At 36.2% G+C, this 14,843-nt stretch carries 15 protein-coding genes and 1 pseudogene; 4 read left to right on the top strand and 12 right to left on the bottom strand.

Features of this window, described 5'->3' with window-relative positions:
- Nucleotides 1-66: 66 nt before the first annotated feature.
- The 7 genes and pseudogenes from M3226_RS19950 to M3226_RS19920 all read right to left on the bottom strand — a co-directional run bounded on the left by M3226_RS19950 (nucleotide 67) and on the right by M3226_RS19920 (nucleotide 5,418).
- Entirely contained in the window at nucleotides 67-726 is a 660-nt protein-coding gene (locus tag M3226_RS19950) for a phosphatase PAP2 family protein (protein ID WP_251568665.1), read from the bottom strand.
- An 85-nt stretch (nucleotides 727-811) separates the two neighbouring features.
- Nucleotides 812-1,407 (bottom strand): annotated as a pseudogene (locus M3226_RS19945) (DedA family protein).
- A gap of 22 nt (nucleotides 1,408-1,429) precedes the next feature.
- The gene (locus tag M3226_RS19940) at nucleotides 1,430-2,020 is read right to left on the bottom strand and encodes an undecaprenyl-diphosphatase (RefSeq protein WP_251568651.1); all 591 of its coding nucleotides are present in this window, start codon (nucleotides 2,018-2,020) and stop codon (nucleotides 1,430-1,432) included.
- 33 nt (nucleotides 2,021-2,053) lie between these two features.
- The gene (locus M3226_RS19935; RefSeq protein ID WP_251568649.1) at nucleotides 2,054-2,743 is read right to left on the bottom strand and encodes a polysaccharide deacetylase family protein; all 690 of its coding nucleotides are present in this window, start codon (nucleotides 2,741-2,743) and stop codon (nucleotides 2,054-2,056) included.
- Nucleotides 2,744-2,798: 55 nt separating this feature from the next.
- On the bottom strand, nucleotides 2,799-3,476 hold the full coding sequence (locus M3226_RS19930; protein ID WP_251568647.1) for a TVP38/TMEM64 family protein: 678 nt from the start codon (nucleotides 3,474-3,476) through the stop codon (nucleotides 2,799-2,801).
- A gap of 19 nt (nucleotides 3,477-3,495) precedes the next feature.
- Nucleotides 3,496-4,671, bottom strand: a complete 1,176-nt coding sequence (locus M3226_RS19925; protein WP_251568645.1) for an MGDG synthase family glycosyltransferase — start codon at nucleotides 4,669-4,671, stop codon at nucleotides 3,496-3,498.
- Between the two features lie 84 nt (nucleotides 4,672-4,755).
- The gene (locus M3226_RS19920) at nucleotides 4,756-5,418 is read right to left on the bottom strand and encodes a phosphatase PAP2 family protein (RefSeq protein ID WP_251568643.1); all 663 of its coding nucleotides are present in this window, start codon (nucleotides 5,416-5,418) and stop codon (nucleotides 4,756-4,758) included.
- Nucleotides 5,419-5,595: 177 nt separating this feature from the next.
- On the opposite strand from M3226_RS19920, the gene M3226_RS19915 reads away from it, so the two are divergent.
- Together M3226_RS19915 and M3226_RS19910 are read left to right on the top strand one after the other, a co-directional pair.
- Complete coding sequence (locus M3226_RS19915; protein ID WP_251568635.1) at nucleotides 5,596-6,312, top strand: response regulator transcription factor; 717 nt, start codon at nucleotides 5,596-5,598, stop codon at nucleotides 6,310-6,312.
- Nucleotides 6,302-7,912: a HAMP domain-containing sensor histidine kinase gene (locus M3226_RS19910; protein ID WP_251568632.1), complete on the top strand. Its 1,611-nt coding sequence runs from the start codon at nucleotides 6,302-6,304 to the stop codon at nucleotides 7,910-7,912. The genes M3226_RS19915 and M3226_RS19910 overlap by 11 nt, the downstream gene beginning before the upstream one ends.
- Nucleotides 7,913-7,962: 50 nt before the next feature.
- Here M3226_RS19910 and M3226_RS19905 read toward each other — a convergent pair whose 3' ends face one another.
- Complete coding sequence (locus tag M3226_RS19905) at nucleotides 7,963-8,844, bottom strand: alkaline phosphatase family protein (RefSeq protein WP_251568630.1); 882 nt, start codon at nucleotides 8,842-8,844, stop codon at nucleotides 7,963-7,965.
- A 117-nt stretch (nucleotides 8,845-8,961) separates the two neighbouring features.
- Between M3226_RS19905 and M3226_RS19900 the strand changes: the two genes are divergently transcribed.
- Nucleotides 8,962-9,879 carry a VanW family protein gene (locus M3226_RS19900; protein WP_251568628.1) on the top strand — a complete coding sequence of 306 codons (918 nt, stop codon included), beginning with the start codon at nucleotides 8,962-8,964 and terminating at the stop codon, nucleotides 9,877-9,879.
- A gap of 11 nt (nucleotides 9,880-9,890) precedes the next feature.
- Here M3226_RS19900 and M3226_RS19895 read toward each other — a convergent pair whose 3' ends face one another.
- Nucleotides 9,891-10,184: a hypothetical protein gene (locus M3226_RS19895; RefSeq protein ID WP_251568621.1), complete on the bottom strand. Its 294-nt coding sequence runs from the start codon at nucleotides 10,182-10,184 to the stop codon at nucleotides 9,891-9,893.
- A gap of 255 nt (nucleotides 10,185-10,439) precedes the next feature.
- Here M3226_RS19895 and M3226_RS19890 point away from each other — a divergent pair, with 255 nt between their 5' ends.
- A complete protein-coding gene (locus M3226_RS19890) occupies nucleotides 10,440-11,255 on the top strand; it encodes a hypothetical protein (protein ID WP_251568619.1) in 816 nt (271 codons plus the stop codon).
- Nucleotides 11,256-11,302: 47 nt separating this feature from the next.
- Here M3226_RS19890 and M3226_RS19885 read toward each other — a convergent pair whose 3' ends face one another.
- The 3 genes from M3226_RS19885 to M3226_RS19875 are packed head-to-tail and all read right to left on the bottom strand — an operon-like array spanning nucleotide 11,303 to nucleotide 14,209.
- The gene (locus M3226_RS19885; RefSeq protein ID WP_251568611.1) at nucleotides 11,303-11,941 is read right to left on the bottom strand and encodes a YcnI family copper-binding membrane protein; all 639 of its coding nucleotides are present in this window, start codon (nucleotides 11,939-11,941) and stop codon (nucleotides 11,303-11,305) included.
- A gap of 24 nt (nucleotides 11,942-11,965) precedes the next feature.
- Nucleotides 11,966-13,609, bottom strand: coding sequence for a copper resistance CopC/CopD family protein (locus M3226_RS19880; protein ID WP_251568910.1), 1,644 nt, complete (start codon nucleotides 13,607-13,609; stop codon nucleotides 11,966-11,968).
- 24 nt (nucleotides 13,610-13,633) lie between these two features.
- Nucleotides 13,634-14,209, bottom strand: coding sequence for a DeoR family transcriptional regulator (locus M3226_RS19875; RefSeq protein WP_251568602.1), 576 nt, complete (start codon nucleotides 14,207-14,209; stop codon nucleotides 13,634-13,636).
- Nucleotides 14,210-14,843 lie beyond the last annotated feature (634 nt).

Genomic DNA, 14,843 nt, shown 5'->3' with positions numbered 1-14,843 from the left:
AAAAAACTGACTCAAAAGATGGGAAATCACACTTTTTGAGTCAGTTTTTTAATCTAATTATTCATGTTAGTTTGAATAATGTCTTAGCTTGTTCCGCCTTTCTTTATAAAATTGGAAAGTCCAAATAGCTGCCGTTAACCAGAAGCCACTGGCGAAATAACCCCCAACAATATCACTTGGATAATGCACTCCTAAGTAAATTCGACTGACCCCAATGGCCAGGATCATGAAAAAACTAAATAGTATTAGAAGGGTTCTCCCCCATTTTCTTGGAATATGACGCCATAACAGAAACGTTATAATGACATAAACACTGAAGGCATTCATGGCATGTCCACTGGGAAAACTATATCCTCCTACGTCAATTAGGCGATGTAAGTTAGGACGAATTCGATGGAACAAATGTTTTAAAAGTCCATTTAAGCCCGCAGAGCCTATGATTGTAACAATAAATAAAATTAATTCTACCCGGTGCTGTAGTACTTTATAGAGAAAAAACAATATCACGATGCTCATGACAATAACAAAAGGTGCAGACCCAATAAAAGTAAAAAATTTCATTACACTTGTCAGAGTTGGCGATTCCATTCCTTGGACAGCACCTATTACTATGGTGTCAAAGTGAACGATCTTATGATCGCTGATCAATAGGGACATCAAACTAAAGCCCACAATACAAATAACACTAATGACAAATGCAATGGCTAGATGTGATTTTAATTTCATAATAATATTCCTCGTTTTTCGGATATAATCGATTGAAAAAGAAATGTGAAAAAATAATGAAACTCTAGACTTAATGATATCAGTTTTATAGCTTATTTCTTCTCTTCCTTTTTTTAATCCACAGATAAAAAAGAGTAATCACTATTGCGATAAAGATTACGGGAGTAACAAATGGTTTTGCAGCCTGATTAATTTGTTCCCATCGGCCGCCTAAGTGCATGCCAAGGTAAATAAAAAGGCTTGACCACGGAATGATGGCCAAAAGTGTATATAAGCTGAATTTTGTAAATGACATTTTTGCTATACCGGCTGGAATAGAAATAGCATGTCTCACAACTGGAATAAAACGAGTAGTGAAAATAACCCCGGATCCGTATTTGCTAAACCAATGTTGGGCAAGATCTATGTGGGACGAACGAATTAATATATATTTACCAAATTTATCAAGAAAGGGTCTTCCCCCGTATCTTCCTATCCAATATAAGAACCACTGGGCAATAATTCCTCCAACCATTCCTGCGGCAACGCTCCGATAAATGAAATTTTCCCAATTGAAACTAAATAACCACCATAGGATAATACGATTTCACTTGGAATTACTTCGACCATTAAACCTAAAGCTATTCCAAAGTAACCTTGACTTGAAAGCCAGTCAAATAAAGTTTGAATGAATTGTGACATTATATAGTTATACCCGCCTCAGTTAAAAATTTTTCGTTTTCCTTTTATTTTGTAGATTTTTAGCCCCTAATGGAATTCGATTATAAAGATTGATAATACTTCTTGAAAATGGATGTAATATCGGGCTGATTTTATAGACAATTGTGCTAACGATTATTGCTACAAACATACTTCCAAGTATATCAAAAGGGTAATGATGTCCAACGTATATACGTGAAAAACCTGTTAAAACAGCGAATAAAATCATACCTATTCCCAATTTACGATGACGCAATAAGATGGCAAGAGATAATGAAAATGCCCCTGTTCCATGATCACTTGGGAAGGATGCATCTGAAGAATGATCCACTAATAGATTAACGTGGTGGGATACAAATGGACGAGGTTCAACATAAATGTGACCGATGACGAAATTAATGAATAACCCTAGAACCCCTGTGATGGTCGCCAAAACCACTGTATTTTTATATTTATCTTTTCCAAAAATCCACATGAGAAGTAAAGCAACAGCATAAATGATTAATGCGTTTTGTGTAACAAAAACCATCAACCCATCAATAAAAGGGTGATGACCCGCAGCTTGATTAATTGCTTGAAATAATTTATAGTTCATCGTATTTCCTCGTTTCTAAATTCTTTTATCAATCTATAATTCATCAATTCTTACACAAGAGATCCCAAGGCCTGATAATTCTTTAAATACTTTTTTTAACGCAGTAATGGTATTGATCGGTGCATCCACATCAGCCCCAGCGGTTTCTCCACAATCATGCAGAAGGACAACATCTCCCTTTTTTATATCCCGTAACAGTCTGTTTTCTACTTTTTCACTGCCGCCATTACTGCGCCAATCTTCCGCCATTACTGACCAATGAATAATCTGGTATTGTTTCATTAATAGAAAATCAAATAAAGTTAATAATCCCCAAGGCGGACGATAATAGATAGGACACTCTCCTGTAATTTTTTCAATGATCGATGCGGTCTTCGTTAAATGCTGGCGAACCGTCCAAGGAGCCAGCAGCCAGTTAGATTTGTGCACATAATTATGCATGCCAATTAAGTGTCCTTCGGCATGCATTCTCGTAATTAACTCTGGGTATTTTTCCGCTTTAAAACCAACGACAAAAAATGTGGCTTTTATCTTATTTTTCTTTAACAAATCCAATAGCTGCGGTGTATAAATGGGATTTGGACCATCATCAAAAGTAAAAGCAATTCTTTCAGAAGCATCCTTCCTCTTTAAAACCCCGATACCTGCACCGGCAGTAAGTAGAAATGGAACGAACCAATAAAGTGTTAGGAAGCACAACACAACTAAAATAATATTTAACATTTCCTGTCCTCTTCTCTTCGTTTTTGTCTTGTAAGGGTTCATATTAATAAATATTTTATATGAACTTATTCCATCTTTTTTTCATGACAATACTTATGACAGAAGACAAAATAAACAGACAGCCGCCGAGTATAAATGGAATCAATTTCCCATGACGAACCCCTGCAAATAGGCAGCTTACAGATATCGTATAAGGCAATATCCCTAAAGCGGTCGACCATGTAAAGGCTCTTTTATTTACTCTCAATATACCTGCCGTATAGTTGATAAAATGATAAGGAACCAATGGTACAAAGCGAATAATCAAAAGTCCTATATCACCCTGTTTTTGCAGCCAAACTTGTACTTTTTCCATATAAGGTTTTGCCAATGGTTCTATTATAGGTCGAGCAATCCAATTGGCTAGATGATATGCAAGTAGTGCCCCTAAGATCCCGCCAATCCAAGAATAAATGCCACCTGCAACTGGACCATATATTTCAATAAGAAAAAGTGAGATGAATTCGCCGGGAGCAGGTATGACATTTACCACCGTTTGAATGAAGATACCTATGATTATCCCAAATAATCCAAGATTACGAACGGATTCAAGCCATATTTTTGCTGCTCCTGTATGAAGAAAATATATATATAATCCTGTGAAAAGTAAGAAGATTATCAAACCTCCCATCGAAAGAAAATGAGCTGCCAGAGACTTTTTATCCTTGTTTAATGCTAATATGATATTTTCCATATTTCACCTCCTTCTTAACTTAGTAACCAAACGTATATACTAGTTCGTCCATACTGTTGTTGACTTCTTTGGTTTTCATGATTACTTCTACTGAGGCAAAAGCAGATTCTTTTGGATGAAACTGTTTTGAATTGTCTCTCATCTGTTGAAGTAGATTTTTATTACTTAATATTTTCGATAAATGATCGAGCAAATCTCGACCAGTTTCAGCTTGAAGCGCCACCCCTGAACGTACTAAAAATTTTGCATTATCCTGTTCTTGTCCAGGAATCGGTTTATAAAGTAGCATCGGTAATTCCATTGCGATACCTTCAAAAGTAGTCACTCCTCCTGGCTTAGTGATCATAAGATCGGAAATGGCCATTATTTCATGAACGTAATGAATATAACCAGTGAGATGAATGCGATGTTTGGAATCCTTTAGCTTTTCCTGTAATTGCATACGAAGTTTATCATTATGTCCACAAACAATAATTAATTGAATAGGGTTTGGTAATGCATCGATCTCCTGAAGGGTGGAATTCCCCTCCCCAATCATGCCGCAACCGCCTCCCATCACTAAAATGGTTGGAATATGTGGATCTAAACCGTATTTCTCGATAATTTCCTCTCGTTGAAAGGATTGAGAAAATTGCTGTCGAATCGGGATCCCCGTATTTGAAATCCGATTCTCTTCAACCCCTAATTTAATTAGTGAATCACGGACAATAGTAGATCCTACAATATAATGATCAGTAAAAGGATAAATCCAGCAGCTATGATCGGTATGATCCGTAATGGTTGTAACAGTAGGAATGTCAGTTAAACCTAATGATTTTAACTTTGACATGACTGCCGCTGCCAAAGGAAAAGTGCTGACTACGACTTTGGGCTGTACTTCTTCGATTAACTTAAGCATGCGGCCGACGCCTGTAGATAAAAGGGTCTTCATCACATTGGATAGTTTGTTTACTTTTCGTGTTTTTTGATAGATAAAGCCATATACTTGGGGGAATTTTTTTACTCCCTGGAGGTAAATGAAACGGCTGAACTGATTGGAATATGGATGGACCCATTCCATAAAATCAAAGATCACAGGCTCTAATGCCGGATATCTAATCTGTATTGCGTCGTGTAAAGCTTGGGCTACTTGAATATGGCCATCACCATAATTACCGGTAAGAATTAACACTTTATCTTTATTTACTGCTTTCATTGATCTCCACTCCTTTAAGTTGTGTGATTTTTTCTATGAGGTATCGACTTTCCCACATTACCCTGTGGTAACTCGCAAAAATGGCTATATTAAATAGGATTTTTTGGCAACAGGTTTTACTGACCGTTTCGGCAATAATATCCAACTATGGACAAGTTCTACTATTTTGAATAACCATTCAACCAAAACAATCGCGGCTACTACATCCATAATCACATGTTGTTTAATAAACAATGTGGCAAAGATAATAGAAGTTGAGAAACAAACAATGCTCCATTTGATCCATCTGTTTGAGAGTGAACTGTTACGTATCGCTCGGATCATTAAATAACTGCTCATAACGTGAATACTTGGAAAGCAATTGTAAGGTTGATCAATCTTATAAACATACTGCAAAATTGTAGAAAGGGGATCATCACCTGTTATATCAGGGCGTACAGGACCTACCGTTTGATAAAAATAATAAATGGTAAAGCAAACTAGTAATCCCAGGTCAAAAACAAGAATCGTTTTAAACGCCAGTGTAGAATCTTTGAAACAAAAATATAGTAAGGTTATGGTTAAGTAACCAACCCATGCAACATAGGGAACCACAAATAATGTCACAACCGGAATAGCTTTATCTAAACTCGTAACGAGCGTGTGAATACCGCGAGTGGGTGTGTTTAAATAGGGATAAATCAGCATCATCGCTGGTATACTCAGCAAAAAACAAAGCATGCCAACTATTTTCGATTTCTTATTCATTTCCGAACTCCTCCTCGTCTGTCTGTATGTTACAAAAAACTTCTTAAGGAAATCTGCGCTTCCTTCTGAAGATTTTCTTAAAAGTAAAAGTAAATCTTAAGAAAAACTTCAGAAATTCTATTGTTTTTTCTTAAGAGGATTAGAGTAAACTTTAGCCATTAGGAAGGAGAGGTTTACATGCCACAAGAAACCATTCTAATTATTGATGATGAAAAAGAAATACGTGATTTAATCGGGATTTATCTAAATAATGAGGGATATAACGTATTAAAAGCTGCAGACGGAATTGAGGGGTTAACTCTCCTAGAAGAAAACACTATACATTTGGTGGTATTAGACATCATGATGCCTCGTTTAGATGGTATTCAAGCATGTTTAAAAATCAGAGAAAGCAGAAATGTTCCTATTATAATGTTATCTGCCAAATCACAGGATATGGATAAGATCATGGGCTTAACGACAGGAGCGGATGATTATGTCACAAAACCGTTTCAACCGTTGGAATTAGTGGCAAGAATTAAGTCACAGCTCCGTCGTTATCTTCGTTTTAATCAAATGGATGGAAACCCTCAACCAAATACGGTCCAACGGATGGATATCATTTCCCTAGATGAGCTATTGATTAACGTTTCTACGCACGAGGTAGCTGTAGAAGGAAGAGAAATAAAGCTAACACCTAGGGAATTTGCCATTTTGGAACTTTTAGCTCGCAACCCTGGTGTCGTATTTAGTACAGAAAAAATCTATGAACGGGTATGGAATGAACCCTTTTATGAATCAGAAAATACCGTAATGGTTCACATTCGAAATTTGCGGGAGAAACTTGAGAATAATCCGCGAACACCTCGTTATATAAAAACAGTTTGGGGGGTCGGCTATAAAATTGAACAATAAGAAACAGTTGATCCCCTTCCTTCCGAGTGGCAACTATTTTGATAAACTAGTCCATGTAGTGAAGACAAGCATACGAATACAGGTAATATTAGCGTTTGCTTTTTGTATCCTTATCTCGACACTTGTTGGTTTAGCGGCAAGTCCCTTCTTTGTTAATGAAGATCGCAGACTTGATTTTACAGAAGGGGTCGTAACGATTGACGAAAGCGCACGAGATTTGGCCAATCAATTTAATGAAATGAATCAAGATATAAACGGACTCATATTAGAATTAGGGAATGAGGATCCAGCTTTCAAGAAGAAGTTCCTTAAACGTTCTCCCACCTATACAAAAGGAAACGAAGAATGGGTAATGGTCCCGTACGATGGGAAGTCCGTCTACCAATTAACAAAAACGGAATTAATTCAATATTTAATCAATAAACCTAAAATAAAATACAATCTCAATACACTTATTACCAATTCAGACGGTAAGGTCCTCTACAGGTCCAAAGGAATAAGTGATACACAAATCAATCTTGAAAATGTGATGACAAATGCCCAAAAGACTTTGGTTGGAAAAGATCATGATGAACACCCCACTATTACAAAGCTTTATTCGATAACTCTAAATGGTGGAAAGAACTATATCATTGTAAGTGGAGTCCCTAAATCCACAACTGTTTATATAAAAGAAACCGGTGTTACCCCCTATATTTTAGGTCTGGTTACGTTTATTCTCTGTTTTTATCTAATCACCAAAAGGAAAATGAAAGAAATCGAGGAGATTGCATTAGGTTTAATGGAAATAGCAAAAGGAAATTTACACTATAGAATTCGGGAGAAAAGTAAAGATGAATTGGGGTCTCTTGCAACCAATATAAATTATATGGCTTCCGAATTAAACGAAATGATTGAAAGGCAAAGACAAACGGAAAAATTAAAGGATGAGCTTATCACAAATGTTTCCCATGATTTACGCACGCCGTTAACGTCGATTATGGGTTATTTGAGACTAGTGAAAGACCATCAATACAAAAACCAAACACAATTAGATGAATACGTGGATATCGCTTACGGAAAATCGGAACAATTAAAAAAGTTAATTGAGGATTTATTTGATTTTACCCGGTTAAATTATGAGGGTGTTCAGCTAAAAAAAGAAAAAGTTAGTATAAATCAAATGATCAGACAGCTAATAGACGAACTTGATCCTATCGCTAAAGATAATCATGTTATGTTTAGTAGCGATATCCCAAAAGAACAAATAATGATGAAAGTTGATCCAAATCAAATGGTCAGAGCGTTAGAAAATCTGTTAACTAATGCAATGAAATATAGTACTCCTCCTGGAAACATTTATGTGAAAATGATAAAAAACAAACATTCAGTTCAAATATCTGTTTCAAATGCATGTGAAACCTTAACCAAAGAAGAGGTTACAAGATTATTTGATCGTTTTTATCGGGTAGATACATCACGATCTTCGAATAAATCTGGAGCTGGATTAGGATTAGCTATCACCAAAAGTATAATCGAGCTTCATCATGGAACATTACATGTGGATTATAAAAATCAAATAATTGAGCTAAAAATCAAATTACCTTTTTACGAGGAATAATAGCGTTTAAGGGCCGTCCAAAAAGACCGCCCTTAATATTAATACTTTTTTCACTTCCATATTTCCATGATAGGTTTACTAGTTTTGGCCTTGCCTGTATGGGATAGCCCGTATATATCTTCTACTGTTCTTAATAAGTTAAAATGATTAACATCTGTATCATATTCCCCTAATTTTACCATTGGCCCGACAAAGAAGGTCGGTATGATATTTTTATCTGATCCTTCATCTTCATCCCAAGTAACAACCAAAAGACTATTATGGTTTTTTGCCCATTGGACATAAGGATCGATGTGTTCTTTTAACCATTGATCAGCTTCCTTAATCGTACCGTCATGCATGTCATTATCGAGACTTGGAATGACAAATGAAACTGTTGGTAATTGAGAAAAATCCTTCGGAAAATTTTCCAATGGTTGATTAGCCTCTGAAGGAATATTTGTGAAGTTTGTCCAAGGATTATGCTTTCGAGCATATCCGTTTCCTGCCGACTCCCTATCATAGCCGACTGACGGCATCCCTTCCGAATACCCCTTAAAAGAGTAATTCTTTTCAATTAATTCACTTGCAAGGTTGTCTGTAGAGAATTTTGAACGGGGAATTTTATCATTCGTTACCCCTTGATTCGATCCTGAGAATAAAGCCAAGTAATTGGGCTGACTCGGATGTTGGATGGCATGGTAATTCGTGAAATTTGCTCCTTGCTTCATTAATGAATTCATATAAGGTGCGGATGAATTACCTGCAATCTGACTTTTAGAGTGATTTTCTTCAACAACAATCAAAATATGGTCAACCTTTGGAAGTATTGCTTTATTAACCTCCTTATGAAGGGCCTTGTCCGGAATTGTTTGATTCTTGGGCTCATTTTGATGACTACAAGCACATAATAAAACGATCATTCCTGCAATTAAAAGCTTCCAATTATGCATCGACGCTTTCTCCATCTCTTTTAATTTTTTACTTAAAATATTACCATTAATTATTCATTCAGCCACTACATGAAAGGAATCTTTCTGCCCATAATAGAAATGGGAGGTTGTCTATATATGAATTTTACTTGGTTACTTGGGCTATTTATTTTATCTCATCCAGTGAATATGATGTCAAATCAATTATCAATCACAAACAATGGGCTGCCTTTATCCGTCGAAAATTGTACAAATTTATCGATGAACATTCCTGAATTACCCTTGATAAATACAGAACAATTAAATAAATGTATGGATAATCTTGACAAACAAGTGACTAAAGAGCCTAAAAATGCTTTGATTGATAAAAGAGGAAATATGTTACCAGAACAAGCTGGATACCGTTTACACCGCCAGATTTTCACAGAAAGAGTTTATGCGTATTATTTTAACAAGGGTACATCTAAATTAGAGCTCCCCTTACAAACCATTTATCCTAAAGTTGACAGTGAATTACTTGAAGCTATTCGAAAAGAAAAAATCGGAAAATATGTAACATCCTTCAATTCCTATAATAAAGAAAGAACCAATAATATTTATCTTGCTACAAATGCCATTAATAATTTTGTGGTTTTTCCAGGTGAAACCTTTTCTTTTAATCAAGTAGTGGGAAAAAGAACCACAGAAAAAGGATATTTGCCCGCCACTGTCATCAAAAGAGGCGAATATTCAGAAGATATTGGTGGAGGAATTTGTCAAGTATCATCTACCCTTTTTAACGCAGTGGATAATGCAGGATTAAACATTATTAAACGTTTTTCACACAGCAGACAAGTTTCTTATATCCCACCTGGACGAGATGCTACCGTTAGTTGGGATGGACCAGATTTTGTTTTTACAAATAAATACAATCAACCTATTTTGATTCAAGCAAAAACTGTCGGAAACAGGTTAACGGTAGAAGTCTATTCTTCAGATGGAATTAACTTTAATCCTAAAAAAGTTCCCTACCTTCCTTATGATTTGCATAAAAAAGTAACGCCATCTAAAAATTAAAGATAATAAAATCATCCGATCGTTCTCGTTAAGGAATCCACATATTCTTTGGATTCCTTTAAACCATGTCCTGTGACCATCCGATATCTTTTAATGGCTTTAATCGTTTTACCCTCTGCAATAAGGCTTATTAATTCTTTTTGTATATCCGCTGTAACTTCATCGGGAACTCCAACTTGTTTAGCAATTTTATTTAACGTATTGTTTACACGGGTAAGTTCACTTCTTAACTGACTAATTGCACTTATGATGCTCATTAATAAAAGGCCTACTCCTAAAATTCCCCAAATCACTAAATCGTCCATATGCTCACCCCTAAGTATTCTTCTAAATTAGTTTAATAGAACAGGAAATGATATCCAAACTATTCCATTATAAAACATTTCACCTGTTACAAACAACGTCTTATAAGGTCTCTTAAATTTTCCACAGAGTTCACTTTTTCTTCCCCAACATATCCTACATTTAGTAGTCTCACATTTACTATGCTATGATATAAGTAAACTGAATCTTTAATCTAAACTCTATATTGTGTAAAATATTTGAGAGGGGTATTTCTTTTGAAAAAAATTTTTTTAGTACCCTTATTCATTAGTTGTTTATTGATATCTGCTTGTGGTGCCGCCAGAGTCCCAATGAATACGGATAAAAAGCAAATGATGAATATGAAGCCAGTTAGCGGAAATGAAACACTCTCAGAATGGTCTACACCAGATAGTATAACAGCTAACCAGCCAGTAACAATCTCCATCCTAATTAAGGACAAACATAATAAGCCGATTAAGGAATTTGAAACGGTAAGCACGAAAAAAATGCATTTAGTGGTGGTAAGTAAGGACCTATCTTACTTCGCCCATATTCATCCCACTTTTAAGGGAAATGGAATATTCGAAATTACGACCAAGTTTCCTGCTAGTGGGGATTATAAGCTCATTGCTGAAATGACACCCGTGGGGGCTAGTGATTATAGTATTGAAGATCACTGGATAATGGTCCAAGGTATTCCGCCTGCTGCAGTTCCGATTGAACCTGACACAACTCTCACCAAAATCATTGATGGAACAAAGGTAACACTTTCTTTTGATGAGAAACCAACTGCCAAAAAAAATATCGATATGAACTTCACCTTATATAATGCAGCGTCAAATAAGCCGATAAAAAATCTAAAACAGTATTTAGGTACGGTTGGACATTCGGTTGCAATTGATAGGGACGTAAAACAGTTCATGCATATCCACCCATTATACCCGAAAGCAAAAGGTCCAAAAGTGGTATTTATGACTTATTTCCCAACCAAGGGAGTTTACAAAGTCTGGGGTCAGTTTAACGTCAATGGACATATTCTGACGGTTCCCTTCGTGATCAACGTGAACTAATATGAAAAAACCTGTTCAACAGATGAACAGGTTTTTTGGGTTTTTAGTTATTTTTTTCGAATCGCAAAGACTAGTGCAGCTAGTGAAAGAACAACAGAAACAATCGATAAGATAAGTGGAAGAGAATTAGATTGTTCAGCCTCGGCTGCTTTTGTTTCGTCAGTGTTAGTATCTTCTGTTGCAGCTTGCTCATGATGTTCATCTGTTGACGCACCAGCCACAATAGCGGTTATAGAATGTGGGGTTTTGGCCGATTCGTCACCTGTCCATTCCACGATACTTCCATCTTTATAATATTGGTATGCATCCCAAGCGATATCGGCAGCCTTATCAGGGTTCTTCGCCACAAAGGTAAATTGCTGGAATTGACCTGGTAAAATCCCTTCTCCAGCTGCTTCAAAGGTAAATGATTTTACCTTGCCACTAGTGTCTTTATCAGCAGAATAGTTCCAGCCAGGGACGGGTTGATAGGACATAATCTCCACCCCTGCAGGTGCTTTTAGCGTGAATTTCGTGGTTGGTACTTCTTTTTCTACGGGAACCTTCACCGTATACGTTTCCCATGCCCCGGTAGTTGACGTTTTTGGCATAACGGTCACATGGGCACTTGCCACACTTGAGAACAGAAATAAACCTAACACCGTTGGTAAAACCACTTTAGTAATCTTTTTAATAGTTTTTTTCATAATCATATCTCCTCTATATAGTATTTATTGACTGCCAACGAACACTTTGAAGTCCGTATCAAGTGTTTCTAAATTCTTGGTCAGGATATGAATATGAACATTCCATCGTCCTGCCATATTGAAATTCATTCCTTTTCCTTGATAGATCCCTTCCTTAACTTTCACTAATGTTTTCGTGGCTTCCCCCATATCCATCTCTAGAGAGGTAAATGTAAGGGTTGCTTGTTCAATATCCTTAATTGGCTGACCATGTTTGTCTTTTAATGATAAGACAAAGGTATTTTCCCCAATGACATTAGGGGATGCTTTAAAGGTAATATTACTCTCCTGTTTTACCGTTTTGGTTTCCTTAAATGGACCGGGAGACGACATGGCAGTTGGTAAATTAGTTAATAAAACAGATAGAACTAAAACAACCGCGCCAGCCATTAATTCTCCCCATAAAGTGGCTGGCAGTCCTTTTTCCTTATTTCGCTTCCCTTTTACAAAGTTAACTGCCGCAAAAATAATCATGATACCAAGCAGAATAATCTTTCCGGACAATACTCTGCCGTAATTAGTCGTTAGGAGTGTTCGAAGATTAGGAAAGTATGAAAAGCTGCCATAAACGCCTGTAAAGGTTAATACAATGACTAACAAGATTCCCCACTTGGAAAATGTTCGAATCGTATCTAAATAAAGTCCCTTTGTATCCACGTTTCGACTAAGAGGGATCAATACAGCCAAAACGATTAAGCTTCCAATCCAGATGGAGGCAGAAAGTAAATGGATAAAATCGATGGAAACGGTGATTAAGACGTTGGTGGAAGAGGACGCATGACTAGTAAATGCCTTGGTCAATAACAATCCTATTCCAATAATAAACGAAATCCACACCCATAAAGAATGAAATCTTTTCTTTATTAGCAAATAGCTAGAGAAGAATAAGAAAACCAAACTCGTGATTTGTATAATCCATATTTCCCCAAAGAATGTTTTCGTTAACATATCGATTAGAACTTTAATCCCTAGAACCTTACTCCACGATAATCCTGATTCTATGGTTGCCTGTAGCGGCAAACTCAAAAGAATGCTAATGGATATAGTAATCAAAGAAAGTTTTAATAATTTACCCAAAGTACCGCTAACCCTAGCATTTTCCCGTAATTCCTTAGGCAAGACAAAAAGATAGAATAAGAGCATAGCTACCAAACACGCATTACTTAAATAATGAAGCCAACGAATGATAATCAAGTCCAATTGCGGGATATATCCTTTTGATTCTTTATTTGTATCCGAACTGTCCTGAGTGGAATCGCCATTTCCTACTTGGAATGGAATCACTCCCTCAACAGGATGTCCATCACTAGATACAACCCGCCATTTTATGCTGTATGTGTCATTAGGAAGATTTTTTGCTAAATCTGTTTCTATAATGGAAGGATTTTTAGGATTAATCCGCCCATTTTTCTGATCAACCCGATTCCCTGCTGAATCAAACACCTCTAAAGAATTGAACGATGCTTGAATGGTCTCATCAAATTCAATCGTTACCTTTTGTGGTGCTTGGTCTACGATCTCGTTTTCATAAGGGGTTGATTTAAGTATGTAAGCATGCGCAGAAGCGAATGAAGGACATAAAAATAGAAAAAGGTACAAGACTGTTATAAGCAGGATGCTGTTTTTCATCTGTTTCAACCCAGCACCTCCTTTCTATTTATGACACCCACAGCCGATATTACTGTTCATTCTTTTCGAAACCTCTTCCACTGCTTGATCGAATTGAAGGATGGTTCCACCGAAGCCCTTTTGAAATTGCTCTGCATATTTTAACGAATCGAAGGTTAACACTTGCGGTTGGCAGCAATTTAAATGAAAATCGGCATCTAATATGAAATAGGCCAATTTGGCACTGATCGTAGTATGCTGCAGAAAGTCACGGCAAATAATTTGGGATACATTATTTTCAATATCTTTATATCTTAATAAACCACAGTGCGGACAGCAAAATTGTTCCATTGTTTGATGAATCGTGATTATTTGCATAGGATGCCGATTATTCAATTCCTTTAAACAGTATGTACAAGAATGGGACGGAACGGCTGAATGGGATAGTAAGGATATTCCACCTGACGTTTTATTAATTTTATTTTCCTCTAATAGGGGCTTTATATCCCTATATACAGTCATCTCAGAGACATTAAAACGTTTACTAATTTCTGCTATGGAAAGGGTTCCTTCCTCTTTTAACCATGACATTATATGTTTCTGTCTCTCAACTGGCAGCATTTTAGATCTCCTTTCGTTTTCATAACTCCACAATTATACAATAGAATAGTAATTTAACATTAACAAGTTATAAATGTGAAATTTATGTGAAAAATATCATCAAATTCACATTCATAACAAAAACACACAAAAATGATTATTAGTTAAGTCTACCTAATTAAAAATTAGTCTACAAATTGCAAGACCTATTAAAATGATTTTCCTTTCTATTAGTACTTGAGGTAAATCCCACATATAAGGTTAATGTATATTTCTCCTGTTTTAAGCAACATATAAAAAAAAGCAGCCCTTGTTATTTACGGTTACCAATTATTTATTACCGAATCCAAATCCAGAGATTAAAACCGATTTTTTTGTATAAAATCGTCAAAATCCTTTATTTTCTACCCAAGTCGAATATTTTTGGAGGTATCGGTCGTCAATAAGCTCCATTGTCTACCCAAGTGACTTATTTTTGGAGGTATCGGTCGTCAATAAGCTTCATTGTCTACCGAAGTGACTTATTTTTGGAGGTATCGGTCGTCAATAAGCTTCATTGTCTACCGAAGTGACTTATTTTTAGAGGTATCGGTCGTCAATAAGCTTCATTGTCTACCGAAGTGACTTATTTTTGGAGGTATCGGTCGTCAATAAG

This window comes from Neobacillus cucumis (genome assembly GCF_023715505.1).
This window is presented reverse-complemented; position numbering and strand designations above follow the sequence as displayed.

What these genes read in the sequence shown, in the direction of transcription:
- M3226_RS19875 (WP_251568602.1), bottom strand. Translation starts at nt 14,209, where the DNA reads ATGCTGCCAGTTGAGAGACAGAAACATATAATGTCATGGTTAAAAGAG.
- M3226_RS19930 (WP_251568647.1), bottom strand. Translation starts at nt 3,476, where the DNA reads ATGGAAAATATCATATTAGCATTAAACAAGGATAAAAAGTCTCTGGCA.
- M3226_RS19880 (WP_251568910.1), bottom strand. Translation starts at nt 13,609, where the DNA reads ATGAAAAACAGCATCCTGCTTATAACAGTCTTGTACCTTTTTCTATTT.
- M3226_RS19905 (WP_251568630.1), bottom strand. Translation starts at nt 8,844, where the DNA reads ATGCATAATTGGAAGCTTTTAATTGCAGGAATGATCGTTTTATTATGT.
- M3226_RS19895 (WP_251568621.1), bottom strand. Translation starts at nt 10,184, where the DNA reads ATGGACGATTTAGTGATTTGGGGAATTTTAGGAGTAGGCCTTTTATTA.
- M3226_RS19935 (WP_251568649.1), bottom strand. Translation starts at nt 2,743, where the DNA reads ATGTTAAATATTATTTTAGTTGTGTTGTGCTTCCTAACACTTTATTGG.
- M3226_RS19940 (WP_251568651.1), bottom strand. Translation starts at nt 2,020, where the DNA reads ATGAACTATAAATTATTTCAAGCAATTAATCAAGCTGCGGGTCATCAC.
- M3226_RS19900 (WP_251568628.1), top strand. Translation starts at nt 8,962, where the DNA reads ATGAATTTTACTTGGTTACTTGGGCTATTTATTTTATCTCATCCAGTG.
- M3226_RS19885 (WP_251568611.1), bottom strand. Translation starts at nt 11,941, where the DNA reads ATGAAAAAAACTATTAAAAAGATTACTAAAGTGGTTTTACCAACGGTG.
- M3226_RS19920 (WP_251568643.1), bottom strand. Translation starts at nt 5,418, where the DNA reads ATGAATAAGAAATCGAAAATAGTTGGCATGCTTTGTTTTTTGCTGAGT.
- M3226_RS19915 (WP_251568635.1), top strand. Translation starts at nt 5,596, where the DNA reads ATGCCACAAGAAACCATTCTAATTATTGATGATGAAAAAGAAATACGT.
- M3226_RS19925 (WP_251568645.1), bottom strand. Translation starts at nt 4,671, where the DNA reads ATGAAAGCAGTAAATAAAGATAAAGTGTTAATTCTTACCGGTAATTAT.
- M3226_RS19950 (WP_251568665.1), bottom strand. Translation starts at nt 726, where the DNA reads ATGAAATTAAAATCACATCTAGCCATTGCATTTGTCATTAGTGTTATT.